Source organism: Glaciimonas sp. PCH181, assembly GCF_003056055.1.
In the GTDB taxonomy this organism is placed as follows: Bacteria; Pseudomonadota; Gammaproteobacteria; order Burkholderiales; family Burkholderiaceae_D; genus Glaciimonas.
In genome coordinates, this window is record NZ_PYFP01000001.1 from 2,800,766 (window position 1) to 2,817,431 (window position 16,666).

Annotated in this window: 13 protein-coding genes; 3 read left to right on the top strand and 10 right to left on the bottom strand. The window is 51.8% G+C overall.

Annotated elements, in window-relative coordinates; translation table 11 throughout:
- Positions 1–21: 21 nt before the first annotated feature.
- The 6 genes from glpD to C7W93_RS12810 all read right to left on the bottom strand — a co-directional run bounded on the left by glpD (position 22) and on the right by C7W93_RS12810 (position 8,742).
- Positions 22–1,581, bottom strand: a complete 1,560-nt coding sequence (gene glpD / locus C7W93_RS12785; RefSeq protein ID WP_370446431.1) for a glycerol-3-phosphate dehydrogenase — start codon at positions 1,579–1,581, stop codon at positions 22–24.
- A 485-nt stretch (positions 1,582–2,066) separates the two neighbouring features.
- The gene (glcF, locus tag C7W93_RS12790; RefSeq protein ID WP_108440353.1) at positions 2,067–3,314 is read right to left on the bottom strand and encodes a glycolate oxidase subunit GlcF; all 1,248 of its coding nucleotides are present in this window, start codon (positions 3,312–3,314) and stop codon (positions 2,067–2,069) included.
- A 49-nt stretch (positions 3,315–3,363) separates the two neighbouring features.
- A complete protein-coding gene (glcE, locus tag C7W93_RS12795) occupies positions 3,364–4,440 on the bottom strand; it encodes a glycolate oxidase subunit GlcE (RefSeq protein ID WP_370446432.1) in 1,077 nt (358 codons plus the stop codon).
- 43 nt (positions 4,441–4,483) lie between these two features.
- Positions 4,484–5,992 (bottom strand): FAD-linked oxidase C-terminal domain-containing protein, encoded by a 1,509-nt coding sequence (locus tag C7W93_RS12800; protein WP_108440354.1) that lies wholly within the window; start codon positions 5,990–5,992, stop codon positions 4,484–4,486.
- A 297-nt stretch (positions 5,993–6,289) separates the two neighbouring features.
- Entirely contained in the window at positions 6,290–7,177 is an 888-nt protein-coding gene (locus C7W93_RS12805; RefSeq protein WP_108440655.1) for a LysR substrate-binding domain-containing protein, read from the bottom strand.
- Between the two features lie 155 nt (positions 7,178–7,332).
- Positions 7,333–8,742, bottom strand: a complete 1,410-nt coding sequence (locus tag C7W93_RS12810; protein WP_108440355.1) for an FAD-binding oxidoreductase — start codon at positions 8,740–8,742, stop codon at positions 7,333–7,335.
- Between the two features lie 130 nt (positions 8,743–8,872).
- On the opposite strand from C7W93_RS12810, the gene C7W93_RS12815 reads away from it, so the two are divergent.
- The gene (locus C7W93_RS12815) at positions 8,873–9,430 is read left to right on the top strand and encodes a cob(I)yrinic acid a,c-diamide adenosyltransferase (protein ID WP_108440356.1); all 558 of its coding nucleotides are present in this window, start codon (positions 8,873–8,875) and stop codon (positions 9,428–9,430) included.
- 380 nt (positions 9,431–9,810) lie between these two features.
- Here the strand turns inward: C7W93_RS12815 and dxs are convergent, their stop codons facing one another.
- From dxs to C7W93_RS12830, 3 genes are read right to left on the bottom strand one after another with little or no spacing between them, the layout of a single operon-like run.
- Positions 9,811–11,676: a 1-deoxy-D-xylulose-5-phosphate synthase gene (dxs, locus tag C7W93_RS12820; RefSeq protein WP_108440357.1), complete on the bottom strand. Its 1,866-nt coding sequence runs from the start codon at positions 11,674–11,676 to the stop codon at positions 9,811–9,813.
- A gap of 5 nt (positions 11,677–11,681) precedes the next feature.
- Positions 11,682–12,635, bottom strand: coding sequence for a farnesyl diphosphate synthase (locus C7W93_RS12825; RefSeq protein ID WP_201747255.1), 954 nt, complete (start codon positions 12,633–12,635; stop codon positions 11,682–11,684).
- An 8-nt stretch (positions 12,636–12,643) separates the two neighbouring features.
- On the bottom strand, positions 12,644–12,901 hold the full coding sequence (locus C7W93_RS12830; protein WP_108440657.1) for an exodeoxyribonuclease VII small subunit: 258 nt from the start codon (positions 12,899–12,901) through the stop codon (positions 12,644–12,646).
- Positions 12,902–13,447: 546 nt separating this feature from the next.
- On the opposite strand from C7W93_RS12830, the gene C7W93_RS12835 reads away from it, so the two are divergent.
- Positions 13,448–14,548: an aromatic ring-hydroxylating dioxygenase subunit alpha gene (locus C7W93_RS12835; RefSeq protein ID WP_108440358.1), complete on the top strand. Its 1,101-nt coding sequence runs from the start codon at positions 13,448–13,450 to the stop codon at positions 14,546–14,548.
- A 194-nt stretch (positions 14,549–14,742) separates the two neighbouring features.
- Positions 14,743–15,609 (top strand): sulfurtransferase, encoded by an 867-nt coding sequence (locus tag C7W93_RS12840; RefSeq protein WP_108440359.1) that lies wholly within the window; start codon positions 14,743–14,745, stop codon positions 15,607–15,609.
- 122 nt (positions 15,610–15,731) lie between these two features.
- Here the strand turns inward: C7W93_RS12840 and C7W93_RS12845 are convergent, their stop codons facing one another.
- A complete protein-coding gene (locus tag C7W93_RS12845) occupies positions 15,732–16,616 on the bottom strand; it encodes a dienelactone hydrolase family protein (RefSeq protein WP_108440360.1) in 885 nt (294 codons plus the stop codon).
- Positions 16,617–16,666 lie beyond the last annotated feature (50 nt).

The window sequence follows — 16,666 nt, forward strand, 5'->3', positions numbered from 1 at the left end:
CTTCACGCATCATGATTGTTATCACAGAGAATTGTTAGCTGTGTCCGATAATTCGCGGATATTGCTTACTTTCAAGCTATTCCATCGATGCAACCAAGAGCTTAATCGCGCCACCGCCATTCTATCGAGGCATAATCCCAACTTTGAACGACGCCAGATAATGTCCTCTGCGGTCAGCGCCCATTCATGGCGCACCAAATAGCGTACTTCGGCCTCATACAGATCGGCACCAAACAACTCACCCAAATCAGAAGCACTGTGAAAACCGTCTAGAAACATCGCCGCACGAGTACCGTAGGCGTGGGCATAGCGCTTTGCTGTTGCGGCTGGCAGCCAGCCATAACGCTGCTGAAAGTGCTTTAAAAAGCTGGCGAAATCGGCATTTTCCATATCGCCGCCCGGCAGCGGCGCATGCGCTGTCCAATCTTCGGCCTTCATCTCAGGAAACAACGGTTGCAGCTTTTCCATCGCTTCTTCTGCCAGTCGCCGGTAGGTCGTAATTTTTCCACCAAATACGGACAGTACCGGTGCCAGATTTTTCTCCACCGTTAATTCCAAACGATAGTCACGCGTTACTGCCGATGGATTAGCAACTTCTTCCTCCAGCAATGGACGTACCCCTGACCAAGACCAGACCACTTGCGACGGTGTCACAGGAATATCGAAATAACGATTTACCGATTCGCATAAATAGGCCGTTTCCTCTTCCGAAATATCTACCTTGGCAGGATCGCCGCTGTATTCCACGTCTGTCGTGCCAATGACGGTGAAATCATTTTCATACGGAATCGCGAAAACGATGCGTTTATCCGGATTTTGAAAAATGTAGGCGTGATCATGATCGAACAGGCGTTTCGTGACAATGTGGCTGCCCTTCACCAGACGAATATGATGCTGCGCTGAAGTGTTTAGTGCGCCGCTGAGCAGGCTACCAACCCATGGGCCTCCCGCATTGACGACGCAACGCGCATTGACTTGCATGGTCTCGCCAGTGATCGTTGAGCGTAAAGTCGCATCCCATTGTTGCGCCCCCTGCTTCGCTGAAATCAATTGCATTTTTGTCAAAATAGTCGCGCCCCGTTCTTTCGCATCCATCGCGTTCAGCACGACCAGACGCGCATCCTGCACGGCGGCATCGGAATAGACAAAACCTTTCTTCAACGATTTCTTCAATGGGGTGCCAGCGACATGCGTCCGAAAATCGATACCGCGAGAACCCGGCAATATTTCGCGCTTGCTAAGATGGTCGTACAAAAACAAACCCGCACGGATCATCCAGGCCGGTCGTACACCAGCAACATGCGGCATCACAAAGCGCAATGGCGAAATAATATGCGGAGCCAGACGCAGTAATACTTCACGCTCTTTCAACGCCTTGCGCACCAGACTGAATTCGTAATGCTCCAGATAGCGCAGACCGCCGTGGATCAGCTTTGTGCTGGCGGATGAAGTATGCGCAGCCAGATCGTCCTGTTCGCAAAGCAACACGCTTAAACCTCGCCCGGCAGCATCGCGTGCAATACCGGCGCCGTTGATACCGCCGCCTACTACTAATAAATCAAACATTTCACCTGCTGACACAATGTTCCTCTCATGTTGATAACGCTTGTATCGATATCATTGCAAATAACACTAAAAATGATTGCAACGATCATTAAATATTAATATTCGAAATTATATTGTTCGAATTCGAACATTCAAACTTATTTATACCAATTAAAAGTAATTGTGCGATAGCAATATTTTGTAATACAGAATAATCCGGCATTAAAGATAGATAAATCTTCTCTTAATAATAGATATAAATATGCGTCGGTGCGACAGCTTCATTTAAGTTACTGCACTGCGCGTAATTAACGTGTAGCGTCAGTATTTAAATGCGATAAATGATTGAAAAATGGAAAGAAAAATATGCGCTGTAAAGAAAAGCGCTGAAAACGGATTAGCTTAGGCGGGGAGGAATGGGGTAATGGAGTAATGGAGCGATCGAACGACGCTCGACTTCTTATAAAGGCCCAGGAAGCCGCTAATAACAGGTGGCTTCCTGGGCTGAAATGCTGACGTTATTACAAGGATGGTTGTTGCAGCGCAGAGTCCAGCAACTCAATCCAATGTTTTACAGGTGTGGCAGTGCCCGACTGTAAATGGGTCAGGCATCCAATATTCGCAGAGACGATCATATCCGGCTTGGTCGCCTGCAAGTTGCGCAATTTATTGTCACGCAACTGATGCGAGAGTTCCGGTTGCAGCACTGAATACGTCCCCGCCGAACCGCAACACAAATGGCTATCCGCGCATAATTGCACGTCCACCCCGGCGTTACGCAATACGCCCTCAACTTTGCCGCGTATCTGCTGTCCATGCTGCAAAGTACAAGGCGGATGATAGACGACGCGCTGGTTAATTTTGCCTTTGAGTTTAGCCAGTAAAGTGGCTTCCAGCGCCGGCAAAATTTCACTCAAATCACGGGTTAGCGCAGAGATTTTATGCGCTTTTTCTGCATAGGCAGCATCGCCCGCCAGCAAATGCCCGTATTCTTTGACCGTGACACCGCAACCGGACGCAGTCATAACGATTGCGTCGATTTTCTGTCCGTTGCTGCCATCAACATAAGGCCACCATGCATCGATATTGCGACGCATATCATCCAGACCGCCCTCTTGATCATTCAGATGATAACGAATCGCACCACAACAGCCAGCCTTAGGCGCAATCAGTAGCTGAACGTCCAGCGCGTCCAACACGCGTGCGGTGGCGCTATTAATATTCGGGGCCATTGCAGGTTGTACGCACCCATCCAGCAACAGCATTTTGCGTGCATGCTGGCGTTGCGGCCATTGTCCGGCCACCTGTTTTGGCGGCAATTTATCTTTCAGTTTTTGCGGCAACCAGGAGCGCAGCGCTTGTCCGGTTTTAAACGCCGGTCTAAACAGCCATTGACGCGGCAAGAGCTGTTTCAATGCATTGCGCGTGATGCGCTGCTCCAATGATCGTGGGACCTGATCGTCGACCACTTTGCGGCCGATATCCAGCAAGCGGCCATACTCCACGCCAGAAGGACAGGTTGACTCACAATTGCGGCAAGTCAGGCAGCGATCCAGATGTAGCTGCGTTTTCGTGGTGGCGGGCTGGCCTTCCAACACTTGTTTGATCAGATAAATCCGCCCGCGCGGGCCATCCAGCTCATCGCCTAGCAATTGATAAGTGGGGCAGGTGGCAGTACAAAATCCGCAATGCACGCAAGCGCGTAAGATCGCCTCGGCTTCCTGGCCTTCGCGGGTATCTTTAATAAATGGGGCTAAATTAGTTTGCATAGAATCCTGTGAAGCAGTGTTGGGCCTTCAAACGGTGCGTGCATCGCGCTTACAATCCGGGGTACATCCGTCCCGGATTAAAAACACCCGCGGGATCAAATGTCGCTTTCAAATTGTGATGAATCCGCGCAACTGCTGGTGCTAAAGGATGAAATACGCCAACACTTTTATCCCCGGATCGATACAAAGTTGCGTGGCCGCCGACCGCGCTGACTGCTGCACGGATTTTGAGCGGATCAGCCGCAGCATCCGCATCGGGGATGAGCCAGCGTTGCGCCCCGCCCCACTCAACCAACGTCGTGCCTGACAATCCCAACGACGACGTTATTGCGGTCACCGAAGGGACAGACAATCGCCAAATTTCCGATCCCGAGGCAAAAAATGCATGCGTCTGTTCACGCACGCTGCGCCAAAAAGCATCCGCGTCTGGCACGGCATCGCCGCCCAATTTTTTCTCCGCTGCACTGACCGCTGCTTGCGCGCCGGATAATCGTACTGTTAGCACGCCATCGCACCAGCAACTGGCTGAAATCGGCAGCGGTTGACCGCCCCACTCATTCAACCAACGTAGCGCTTCAGTTTCAGCTACCGCAAAACGGCGGCTGCTGACCGCGATCGGGAGCGGCAACACTTTTACCGATACTTCAAGCAACAAACCAAGCGTACCGAGCGACCCGGTTAGTAAGCGCGAAACGTCATAACCGGCGACGTTCTTCATCACTTGTCCGCCAAAGCGCAAAACATCGCCTTTGCCGTCCATCATGACGACGCCTAATACGAAGTCCCGCAGTCCTCCGACTGCCTGCCGTGAAGGACCGGATAAGCCGCTGGCGACCATGCCGCCCACTGTCGCGCTGGCGCCAAAATGGGGCGGTTCAAAAGCGAAGCATTGATTGCGCTCTGCCAGCGCTGCTTCGATCTCTGCCAATGGCGTGCCGCACCGTGCGGTGATCACCAGTTCTGTCGGTTCATAGTCAATGATGCCGCTATGCGCACGCGTATCGAGTAGCGCGCCTTGCGGTGCCTGACCGTACCAATCTTTGGTGCCGCCGCCGCGAATCTGTAACGCGCTGCCACTGCTGCTTGCCGAAAGAATTTGATCCTTGAATTGTTGCTCGTCCATCATCTGGTTTTGTCTCTTTATTGTTCAGAGCGCACTGCGCTGATATTTAGAATCTTGGCAAATCCGGAAATTTTAACTGCCCACGCTGGACATGCATTTTTCCGTATTCCGCGCAGCGCTGCAAGGTCGGAATTGCCTTATCAGGATTCAATAAAAATGCCGTATCGAAGGCCCGTTTCACCCCAAAAAACGCCTCACGTTCGAGCACTGAAAACTGCACGCACATTGAGTTGATTTTTTCGATTCCGACGCCGTGCTCACCCGTAATGGTGCCGCCGACTTCGACGCATAATTCCAGAATCTCAGCGCCAAAAGCTTCGGCCCGATGGAATTCGCCCGGCACGTTGGCATCGAATAAAATCAGGGGATGCAGATTGCCATCACCGGCATGAAATACGTTCGCGCAACGCAAACCATGCTTGCCTTCCATCTCTTCGATGCGCAGTAAAACCTGGGCTAAATTTTTACGCGGAATGGTGCCGTCCATACAATAATAATCAGGCGAAATACGCCCCGCCGCCGGGAATGCGTTCTTGCGGCCAGACCAAAACCGCAGCCGCTCGGCTTCCGATTGCGATACTTCAATCCGCGTCGCGCCACTGGCTTCGAATACCGCCTTCATGCGGCCGATTTCTTCTTCGACTTCTTCGTTTGTGCCATCCGACTCGCACAATAAGATCGCCGCAGCATCAGTGTCATAACCGGCTTTGACGAACGGTTCAACCATGCGTGAGCTGGTTTTATCCATCATTTCCAAACCCGCCGGGATAATCCCTGCTGCGATAACATTGGCCACCGCGTTGCCGCTTTTTACGACGTCATCAAACGACGCCATAATGACGCGTGCCAGTTGCGGCTTTGGAATGAGCTTGACGGTGACTTCTGTAACAATCCCCAGCATGCCTTCTGAACCCACGAAGACGGCCAGCAAATCCAGCCCCGGTGCATCTAATGCGCCACCAACGCCGCCACCAAGCTCAACAATATCGCCATCAATCGTGACCATCCTCACGCGCATGACGTTATGCACGGTCAGGCCATACTTAAGACAATGCACGCCGCCTGAATTTTCGGCAACGTTGCCGCCGATGGTGCAGGCGATCTGCGAGGAAGGATCGGGCGCGTAATACAAACCGTGAATAGCGGCGGCGTCCGAAATAGCCAGATTTCGTACACCGGGCTGGACCACCGCAGTGCGTGAATAGAGATCCATTTTAACGATACGATTCAGCTTCGCCGTCGATACCACGACGCCGTCGGCAATCGGCATTGCGCCGCCAGACAGACCCGTACCTGCGCCACGCGGCACGATCGGCACGTTCAGACCACGGCAAATGTTAAGGACTGCTACAACCTGATCCTCGTTTTCGGGCAAGGCCACCACCATCGGCAACTGCCTGTATGCGGCCAGACCGTCACATTCATAGGGCCGCGTATCTTCTTCATTGAACAATACTGCGTGCGGCGGCAAAACAGCGCGTAATGCCGCAGCCACCTGGCGCTGACGTTCGGCGGTGAAAGCAGGTGCTTCTAGAGACTTTTCGGGGGCGTTCATGTGCATCCTATGCGACGTTTTTGTGCGGATTGGCGCAGTGTGAGGACTAAGTTGAAAGCTGACTTGGGAGCAACAAGGACTTAGCTAAGGACTGCATTCTGCGCTGAGGGCAAAAAAAAAGGGGCAGAGCCTTCTCAAACAGAACAGTTGTTACATGCTGGGAAGTATAGCGAGTTGCCATTATAAAAGGCTGCTTAAATGGCTTTTTGCGGCTGAAAAGCTTAGGCAACTATGGTGAAATGTTTTCACTTGCTCGCTACGTCGGGCGGCATTGGTTGCTCACCGACGTAATTGGGCCTAAAGCTTGTTAAAGGTTTTTTTCATCCAGGCAATAAAAATCGTCACTTCCGGACGTTCGTAGGGCTTTTGTTCGTAGACCAGATAGTAAGCATGCGGCGGCGAAGTCAGACTGATATCGAATAGCTGTACCAGCTCACCATCGGCGATCATTTTTTGGGCGAAATGTTTGCGCGTCAGACCTACGCCGTAGCCATTTCGAATTAACTCAAGCAGCAAACCCAGATCATCGGCCCGCAAACCCGACGATGGCTCCGGCCAATCCAGACCAGCGGCCTCAAACCACGGCTGCCACGGCTCTAGTGCCGAGCGCAATAACGTCGCTTTGCGCAACTCTGCCGGTGTTTTTATACCGCCAATCTGACTCAGATAACCCGGCGTGGCAACGGCGAACGCAGGCTCTTCAAATAGTTTTTCGGTGGTGGTATTGGGATACTTTCCTGCACCAAAGCGGACTTCAACGTCGCTTTCGGACAGGCTTAGATCGTACAGCGGCACCGACATAAATATCTCGACCACAATGTCCGGATATTCGGCGATAAAGCTACCAAGATAGGGAATCAGCAAATGTCGCGCAAAAGTGGGCGGCACCGTTATTTTGATACGCGGCTGCGCTTGTGCGCCACGATGCGGCATCGGAAATTCAATCAAAGTACGCAATGCGTTACGCACCACATCCAGATAACGACGACCAAACTCTGACAAGTTGACGGTACGGCCATCTCGGCTGAAAAGGCGTTCACCGACAAAATCCTCCAACAGACGAATCCGGTGCGACAACGCCGACGGCGTGATACATAACTCGTCTGCAGCAAGTGCAAAAGAGTTATGCCGGGCCGCCGCCTCAAATGCGGAAAGCGCATGCACCGGTGGTAATCGCGTCGCGATGGAAGTCTTATTTAGCATTTTTGAAAGTGATTAACGTATTGCATATTTTTGCAGTCAGATTATGCCCCATTAAATGTGTAAAGTCTCCCATACTGCTGCGCAGTTCTAGCGTATTTTCTGAAGAGAAACGCAAAAAATAGTGCCATTTTTCTGGGTTACCAACGGATGATTTTTCCTGGATTCATGATGTTTTTTGGATCAAAAGCGTGCTTCAACGCACGCATGGTTTCAATCGCGCCAGCGCCATGCTCAGCAATCAGAAAATCCATTTTGTGCAAACCGACGCCGTGCTCGCCGGTGCAAGTCCCATCCATCGAAATCGCCAGCGCCACCATCCGTGCATTAACACCCTCAGCACAAGCAATTTCATCCTGATTATCTGGATCGACCAGCATTTGCACGTGGAAATTACCATCGCCAACGTGCCCAAGAATCGAATAAATAATGCCATGCGCATCGCAATCGGCCTTGGTCGTCAGCATACACTCGGCAAGGCGTGAGATGGGCACACAGCAGTCAGTAGAAATAGCACGAGCACCGGGACGCAACTGCAGCAAGGAGAAATAAGCATTATGCCGTGCCGCCCATAAACGAGACCGATCTTCGGGCTGCGTGGCCCATTCAAAGCCGGTCGCATGATGTTCATCGACCACCGCCTGCACCACTTCTGCCTGTTCCTTCACGCCGTTATCGCTACCGTGGAATTCAAACAGCAATAGCGGCTTTTCCGGCAAACCCAACTTAGCGTTAGCATTAATCGCCTTGACGCTGTTTTCATCGAGAAACTCAACGCGCGCAATCGGCACACCCAGCTGAATAATCTGAATCACCGCGTTGACCGCATCGGCAATACTATCGAATGAACAAACCGCAGCAGAAATAGCCTCGGGCTGCGGATAAAGCCGCACAGTCACTTCGGTAATAATCCCGAGCGTCCCTTCACTACCAACAAAAATACGCGTCAGATCGTAACCAGCCGAAGATTTTTTAGCCCGCGTGCCAGTCTTGATAATCCGACCGTCGGAAGTCACCACGGTCAGCGCCAGCGTGTTCTCACGCATCGTTCCGTAACGCACCGCATTGGTGCCCGAGGCCCGCGTCGCCGCCATTCCGCCCAACGATGCATCAGCACCCGGATCGATCGGGAAAAACAAGCCGCTATCCTTGATCTCATGATTGATCTGCTTGCGCGTCACACCGGCTTGTACAGTAGCAGTCATATCCTCCGGATGCACCGCCAGCAACCGATTCATACGCGACAAATCGATCGAAATACCGCCTTGCAGCGCCAATATATGGCCCTCAAGAGATGTCCCCGAACCATAAGGAATAACAGGTATTTGGAAGTCGCTGCAAAGCTTGACAGTAGCCGCAACTTCTTCAGTAGATTCAGCAAAAACCACCGCATCGGGCAGCATAGGATCGTAAGAAGATTCGTCACTACCATGATGCTCACGCATAGCCTGCGTAGTAGATAAACGATCGCCGAATAACGACTTCAGCGCATCCAGCAAGGCTTCAGGCAGCGGCTTTTTTAAGGTAGCCATATTAACTATATGATTCATGAAAGGTCTCCGTTTGGTGAGATTTTACTCCCCACTGAGAATTACAGGGAATCACCCGGAATTTAAGGCGCTAAAGCGCTGCTGGTGTACAGTAGGGCTTCCACCACCCACACTCAATAAAGAAGAAACCATGGGCAACCGACTCTCAAAAATAGCCACCCGCACCGGCGACAACGGCAGCACCGGCCTGGGCGACGGCAGCCGCACCGAAAAAGACAGCCTGCGCATCCACGCAATCGGCGACGTAGACGAATTAAACTCCCACCTGGGAGTGTTGCTATGCGAGGAGCTACCAGCATCGTTACGAGAAGACTTGCTAACAATCCAGCATGATTTATTCGACCTGGGCGGCGAATTATGCATCCCCGGCTACGTACTAATCAACGAAGCCCAAGTAGCCCGGCTAGACACACTACTAGAAAAATACAACACCGACCTGCCGCCACTAAAAGAATTCATCCTACCCGGCGGCGCCCGCACCGCAGCGCTGACCCACGTCTGCCGAACAGTATGCCGCCGCGCCGAACGCAGCATCATCTCCCTAGGCAAAACCGAAACCGTGAACGTCCCCGTAAGACAATACGTCAACCGGCTATCAGACTTGTTATTCGTCTTATCGCGGGTACTAAATAGATTAGACGGCGGCAGCGACGTACTCTGGAAAAACAGCCGACGCACCGACGTGTAAAACCCCAACCATTTTTACAAAATAAAACAACCCAAATGCAAAAAGGCTGCAGCCTATGAATTAAAGGCGCAGCCACAGTTGCAGTTACTTTTGAAGTTGACCTACCCCGTCATGTAGCGCGGCCAAATTTCTTAGCTGTCACTCGGAGAGTGTCGGAAGACATGTTTGAGCCGAAGGCGAGTTGGTCTTTCGACCCGAGGGACAGCTAAGAAATTTGGGAACCCGGAGCAGCGATACCTGCGGTCGCCTTTTCTTGGGTTACTTTCTTTTAGCGGGGGCGCCGAGCCGAAGCAAAAGAAAGTAACCGGCTGTCGGGCCGCCCCCGATAAAGCCATCACGGAGCACAAACTCCGTTGAATAACGAAAACCGAACAACAACCTTATACCGCCCCCTCACCCACAACAAAATCCCTACCAAACCTCTGCCGAACACTCGCCGCAATCCCCTCAGCATTCAACCCACACATAGCCAACAACTGCCCAGCATCCCCATGATCAATAAACCGATCCGGCAGCCCCAAATTCAACAACGGCTTAACACACCCGGCAGCAGCCAACGCCTCCGCCACAGCAGCCCCCGCGCCGCCCATAATCGAACCTTCCTCAACGGTGACCAGCGCATCATGCGACGCCGCCAACTCCAACAACAGCCCCACATCCAACGGCTTAACAAAGCGCATATTAGCAACCGTAGCATTCAACGCATCACCAGCCCCCAAGCTAGGAGCAACCATCGTACCAAACGCCAAAATCGCCACACCCTTACCCACACGTCGGACTTCCCCCTTACCCAAAGGTAGCCCAACAAGCTCCTTATCAATCACCGCCCCAACACCGCCGCCGCGCGGATATCGCACAGCAGCCGGGCCTTTATAATGATAAGCAGTAGTCAACATCTGACGACATTCATTCTCATCAGAAGCCGCCATCACCACCATATTCGGAATACAACGCAAATATGCAATATCGTAATTCCCAGCATGTGTAGCGCCATCCGCACCAACCAATCCAGCCCGATCCAGCGCAAACGTCACATCCAAATTCTGCAACGCCACATCATGAATCAACTGATCATAAGCCCGCTGCAAAAAGGTAGAGTAAATCGCCACTACCGGCTTTAAACCCTCACAAGCTAATCCCGCAGCAAACGTCACCGCGTGCTGCTCCGCAATCCCAACATCGTAATAACGATCCGGAAAACGCTGCTCAAACTCCACCAATCCAGAACCACCGCCCATCGCTGGCGTAATCCCGATCAGCTTATCGTCCTGCGCAGCCATATCGCATAACCAATCGCCAAACACCTGCGTATAAGTCATCTTGCTAGAAGTGGCCGGCTTAATCCCCTCAGCAGGATTAAATTTCCCCGGACCGTGATACAGCACAGGATCAGCTTCCGCCAACTTATAGCCCTGCCCTTTTTTCGTCACGACGTGCAAGAACTGCGGACCTTTAAGATGCTTCAAATTCTGCATCGTAGGAATCAACGACTCCAGATCATGTCCATCAATCGGACCAATATAGTTAAAGCCCAATTCCTCAAACATCGTAGCTGGCACTACCATGCCTTTAGCGTGCTCTTCAAAACGCTTAGCCAATTGCAATACCGGCGCAGGCAGCATCGACTTGCCGACATTCTTCGCCTTGGCGTAAAACTGGCCAGACATCAACCGCGCGAGATAGCGATTCAGCGCGCCAACCGGCGGCGAAATCGACATATCGTTGTCATTCAAAATCACCAGCAAATTGATATCTTCATACACACCGGCATTATTCATCGCCTCGAATACCATCCCGGCGGTCATGGCACCATCACCAATTACCGCGATGGCATGCCGATCCTCACCTTTAGTCTTGGCGGCTAGCGCCATCCCCAGCGCCGCTGAAATCGATGTCGATGAGTGAGCAGTACCGAACGTATCGTATTCGCTCTCGTCACGCCGTGGAAATCCGGAAATTCCCTCAAACTGACGCAAGGTTTTCATCTGATCACGCCGACCTGTCAGGATTTTGTGCGGATAAGTTTGATGACCAACATCCCAGACGACGCGATCTTCAGGCGTATTAAAAACGTAATGCAACGCAATTGTCAGCTCAACAGTTCCCAAATTAGACGACAAATGACCGCCCGTTTGCGACACAGAATCAATGACAAATTCGCGCAGTTCGTCTGCCAGCGGTTTCAGTTGCGCACGCGAAAGCAGGCGCAAATCTGCCGGGCTGTTTATTTTATTAAGTAAATTCATGGGGCTTAAGCTTTCCGCTGCACAATCAAATCTGCCAATTCACGCAGACGACGTGCTTTATCACCAAAGGGCGCAACCGCCGCGTGAGCGTCATTGCGCAATTTTTCCGCCAATGCCTGCGATTCGGGCAAACCCAGAATCGAAACATAGGTCGGTTTATTGTCTGCGGCATCTTTGCCCGCTGTTTTGCCGAGGGTTGCCGAATCAGCAGTCGCATCGAGGATATCGTCGACCACTTGAAACGCTAATCCAATCGCTGTTGAGTAAGTCTCCAGCGCGTTGGTTTCCGCCAAGGATAATGTCTTGCCACTGATCGCTCCCAGCAGCACAGAGGCGCGCAATAACGCGCCAGTTTTTAGTCGATGCATCAATTCAAGCGCATCCAAAGACAAATGCAAGCCGACGCTGTCGAGATCAATCGCCTGACCACCGCACATGCCAGCAGCGCCAGAAGCCTGCGCCAACAAACGCAGCATCGCAATTTGGCGTAAAGGCGCAATGTCGACCGCGATACCATCAGCGTCCTCGACACTCGCCGATAACACTACAAATGCCTGCGATTGCAGCGCATCGCCGACTAGCAACGCAGTCGCCTCATCAAACTGCACATGCACAGTCGGCTTACCGCGCCGTAACGCATCATCATCCATACACGGCATATCGTCATGCACGAGCGAATACGCGTGGATCATCTCCACCGCTGCCGCGGACCGTTGCAGCATGGCAACAGGCGCATCAAACAATTCACCGGCTGCAAATACCAACAGCGGCCGCACGCGTTTACCGCCGTCAAGCACAGCGTAACGCATGGCTTCATGCAGCCGCGTCGGGACGATGTCAGCCGCTGGCAAAAATGCGGACAATGCGGCTTCCATTGTCGTTTGAACATGCTGCATCCAGACGCCAAATGTCACTGGCGCCACAAGATTGTCGTCAATTGCGTTGATGTGCTGCGTCATTTCTTGCGTCATTCGATAATTCCGTCCGAATCCGGGGCAGTAACAAAGGGCTTCAACATGTCACCTTCCAGCACTTTGACCTGACTGTCGACTTTATCGAGTTGTACAGCACAAAACTTCACCAGCTCCGAGCCGCGTTTATAGGCGGCAACGGAGGCTTCCAATGGCAATTCGCCAGCTTCCATCTGCGCAACAAGTTGCTCCAATTCAGCCATTGCCTGTTCAAATGAAGCCGGCTGATTGGCAGAAAGTGTGTTTTTTGCCATAGTTTTGTATAGAACCTGTTCAAAATAATGTTGCGCAACCGTCACCCCTTGGCGTGCTTGCTCGCCATCCGCATTGACTTGCGCCAACGCCGCCGCCAGAACGGCGGACGCAACAACTGACTGCGGGTGAGCAAACGAACGTCGAAGATAGAGACGGTGCGATAGTGTAGTCCGCTATTTTAGTGCAAACAGGTATAAACCGTTGAATTTCTGATAGTCGCTTTATTAATTCGTTGCGAAATAAACTATAGCGAAATCAGTTAAAAATGCAGATAACGCCGAAGCAAAACGGCAACACTAAACCCTTGTGCACGCCGCAATGCATCCGCATACAAAGGGCAATCTAGTCTCGATAATGTATTTGACGCACCGTCCTTTCTAGAAGTGCGCACCATCGCGCTTAATTTATAGTTAAATGAAAAAAACACACTAGGGTTATGGCATAATCACGGGTTATGTCCAAAATTTCCGTTTCATTTATTTGAACACAGGTTTTTGCGGATTCTTTCTCTCTTAGGTTGGTGCAGATTAATTTGGGGGACGGGAATGTCCGATCTGGCTATTTTTGCCAAGCTGGCGCGGTCTGAAGCGCAACTTCCGGTTGACGTTTACTTTGACGAAACACTGTTAAAACGCGAAATCCAGCAACTATTTCAACATGGTCCGCGTTACGCCGGTCATGCATTGATGGTGCCCAACGTAGGCGATTACGCTACGCTGGCATCTGAAAATGAAGGCCGCATGTTAGTGCGCAACCCCGAGGGGATCGCGCTGGTTTCTAACGTCTGTCGCCATCGCCAAGCAAAAATGCTGGATGGTCGCGGCCACGCGCGCAACATCGTCTGCCCCCTCCATCGCTGGACCTATGATCTCAAGGGCGAGCTGATTGGCGCGCCGCATTTCGGCGAAACGCCGTGCATGAATCTGTCCCAAACCCCGTTACAAAGCTGGAATGGTTTGCTATTTGAGCAAAACGGCTTCAATGTCGGCGAAAAACTACAAAATCTGGGCGTCGCCAAAGATCTCGATTTCAGCAACTATTTGTTTGACCACGTCGAAGTCCATGAATGCGATTACAACTGGAAGACCTTTATTGAGGTTTATCTGGAGGATTACCACGTTGAACCATTCCATCCGGGTTTAGGCAGCTTTGTCAGTTGCGATGACTTAAATTGGGAATTCAGCAAGCATTACAGCGTACAGACCGTGGGCGTCAATCATGGCTTGGCCAAATCCGGCTCACCGGCGTACCAAAAATGGCAAGAACAGGTTCTCAAGTTTAACAACGGACAACCACCTAAATTTGGCGCAATCTGGCTGACTTTGTATCCCAACATCATGGTTGAGTGGTATCCACACGTGCTGGTCGTCTCCACTTTGTGGCCACGCGGCCCGCAAAAAACCACCAATGTGGTTGAGTTCTATTATCCGGAAGAAATCGCCCTGTTTGAGCGCGAAATGGTCGAAGCCGAGCGCGCCGCCTACATGGAAACCTGCGTAGAGGACGACGAAATTGCGCTACGTATGGATGCAGGTCGTCGCATTCTGATGGACCGCGGCACCAATGAAGTTGGACCGTATCAATCGCCGATGGAAGATGGCATGCAGCACTTCCATGAATGGTATCGCAGTCAAATCACACTGTAAGCGTCCTTCGCCGCTACGGCACAGTTAAAAATCGACCCTCCTCTGGCGCAATACTTCTGGACTAGTCGTAGAGTCCGTTGCGCCTATCTCCCTTCGACTCTCGCTGCAGCCAGACTACTCGCTAAAGTACCCGTAATAAAGCAACCTTGGGTACAATCGAATTACTGCTACCGCACGAATTACCGGAGATCGCTATGCCCAACAAACATCCTTACACCACACTGATTTCAGCGGCCAATCTGCTGCAGAATGCTCAAGACCCAAAGTGGGTTATCGTCGATTGCCGTCATGACCTGGCCGCGCCGGATGCTGGTCGCGCAGCTTACGCTGCCGGTCATATTCCGCGTGCGCATTTCGCCCATCTTGATCAAGATTTATCCGGTGCCAAGCAAGCCGCCGACGGGACCTTCAAAGGTCGCCATCCGTTACCGGAGCAAGATGCCCTAATTGTTACCTTACGCAACATGGGAATTAACGACGACACGCAAGTCGTTGCTTACGATGCGCACGGAGGCATGTTTGCGGCAAGATTATGGTGGTTGTTACGATCAATCGGCCACGCGTCTGTTGCAGTTTTAGATGGCGGACTGGCAATGTGGCAAGCAGAAGGGCAAGCACTGTCGACTGACGTGCCAGCGCCAACCGTCGGCAATATCAACGCCCGGCCATCATTGGTTACGCAGGTCGATGCCCATGACGTGTTGAATAACCTGACCAGTCAGCAACGCATTGTGGTCGATGCTCGTGCGCCGGACCGCTTCCGTGGAGAAAACGAGACTATCGATCCTATCGGCGGCCACATCCCGGGTGCAAAAAATCGCTTCTTCAAAGACAATCTGCAAGCTGATGGACGCTTTAAACCCGGCCATCAGTTGCATGAAGAATTCAATAACATCATCAGCGCATCACAAAACGCCATCATGCAATGCGGTTCGGGCGTCACCGCTTGTCATAATTTGCTGGCGCTAGAAATCGCCGGGCTGCATGGCGCGGCGCTGTATCCCGGATCATGGAGCGAATGGTGCGCAGACACCAGCCGCCCGGTTGCTACCGGCGCATAACACTTCGCTTCGCGTCTCTATAGCCGAGACAAAAAAAAACGCAGACCGTTGTTATCACAACCGTCTGCGCATTTTTTTGCACTACTTTCACCATCGACGGCAATCACCGTCGGATATTCTTCTTAACTTACGCCGTGAGTCTTAAACCAGTCTATCGTGCGCTTCCAGCCATCCTTGGCGTCTGCTTCAACGTAACTCGGCCGATAATCCGCATTAAAAGCATGGCCCGAATTTGGATACACCACGAAAATCGACTTGTTGCTGCCTTTGGCTAATGCTGCCTTCATTTGCTGGATGCTATCCTGCGTAATACCTTCATCCTTGCCGCCGTACAAGCCCAAAACAGGCACTTTCAAAGTCGGTGTAATATCAATCGGTTGCAGAGGATTAAGTGCGCTTTTTTCGCCGATAAGACGACCATACCAAGCCGCGCCCGCTTTCACTTTTGGATTGTGGCCGCAGTAAAGCCAAGTCACCCGACCGCCCCAGCAAAATCCGTTAATTGCCAGCTTATCGATATTTCCGCCATTCGCTTTGGCCCATGCCACACACGCATCCAGATCGCCCATAATCTGATCGTCCGGGACTTTTGAAACTACTTCTTTCTGTAACTCAGCGATAGAGGAAAATGCCGCTGGATTGCCCTGACGCGCAAACAAATCAGGTGCAATTGCCAGATAGCCGAACTTTGCAAAACGCCGTGCGACATCAGCAATATGCTCATGTACGCCGAAAATTTCAGAAATCACCAACACAACTGGCAGATTGGTTTTGCCTTCCGGTTGCGCCCGATACACTGGCACCGTCAAGCCATTCATTTGCACCTCAAGCGAGCCAGCGGTAAGGCCGACCGTATCAGTCTTGATGACGGTTTGGGCACAGACTGGCAGGACTGCGGCGGCAAAACCCGTGCCTAAAGCGGCCTTCATAAAAGTCCTGCGATTAAGGTCTTCGGTCAAACGCGTTTTTCCCACCAGACTATCGAAATCATCTTTGAAATTAGGCATTCGTATTTTCCTCAAAATGGTTAAAACAAAAGGATAAACGTCTCAAATTT

Coding starts and splice junctions, on each gene's coding strand:
- glcE (WP_370446432.1), bottom strand. CDS start 4,440: ATGATGGACGAGCAACAATTCAAGGATCAAATTCTTTCGGCAAGCAGC.
- C7W93_RS12845 (WP_108440360.1), bottom strand. CDS start 16,616: ATGCCTAATTTCAAAGATGATTTCGATAGTCTGGTGGGAAAAACGCGT.
- C7W93_RS12810 (WP_108440355.1), bottom strand. CDS start 8,742: ATGAATCATATAGTTAATATGGCTACCTTAAAAAAGCCGCTGCCTGAA.
- C7W93_RS12835 (WP_108440358.1), top strand. CDS start 13,448: ATGTCCGATCTGGCTATTTTTGCCAAGCTGGCGCGGTCTGAAGCGCAA.
- C7W93_RS12825 (WP_201747255.1), bottom strand. CDS start 12,635: ATGACGCAGCACATCAACGCAATTGACGACAATCTTGTGGCGCCAGTG.
- C7W93_RS12815 (WP_108440356.1), top strand. CDS start 8,873: ATGGGCAACCGACTCTCAAAAATAGCCACCCGCACCGGCGACAACGGC.
- C7W93_RS12840 (WP_108440359.1), top strand. CDS start 14,743: ATGCCCAACAAACATCCTTACACCACACTGATTTCAGCGGCCAATCTG.
- C7W93_RS12800 (WP_108440354.1), bottom strand. CDS start 5,992: ATGAACGCCCCCGAAAAGTCTCTAGAAGCACCTGCTTTCACCGCCGAA.
- glcF (WP_108440353.1), bottom strand. CDS start 3,314: ATGCAAACTAATTTAGCCCCATTTATTAAAGATACCCGCGAAGGCCAG.
- dxs (WP_108440357.1), bottom strand. CDS start 11,676: ATGAATTTACTTAATAAAATAAACAGCCCGGCAGATTTGCGCCTGCTT.
- C7W93_RS12830 (WP_108440657.1), bottom strand. CDS start 12,901: ATGGCAAAAAACACACTTTCTGCCAATCAGCCGGCTTCATTTGAACAG.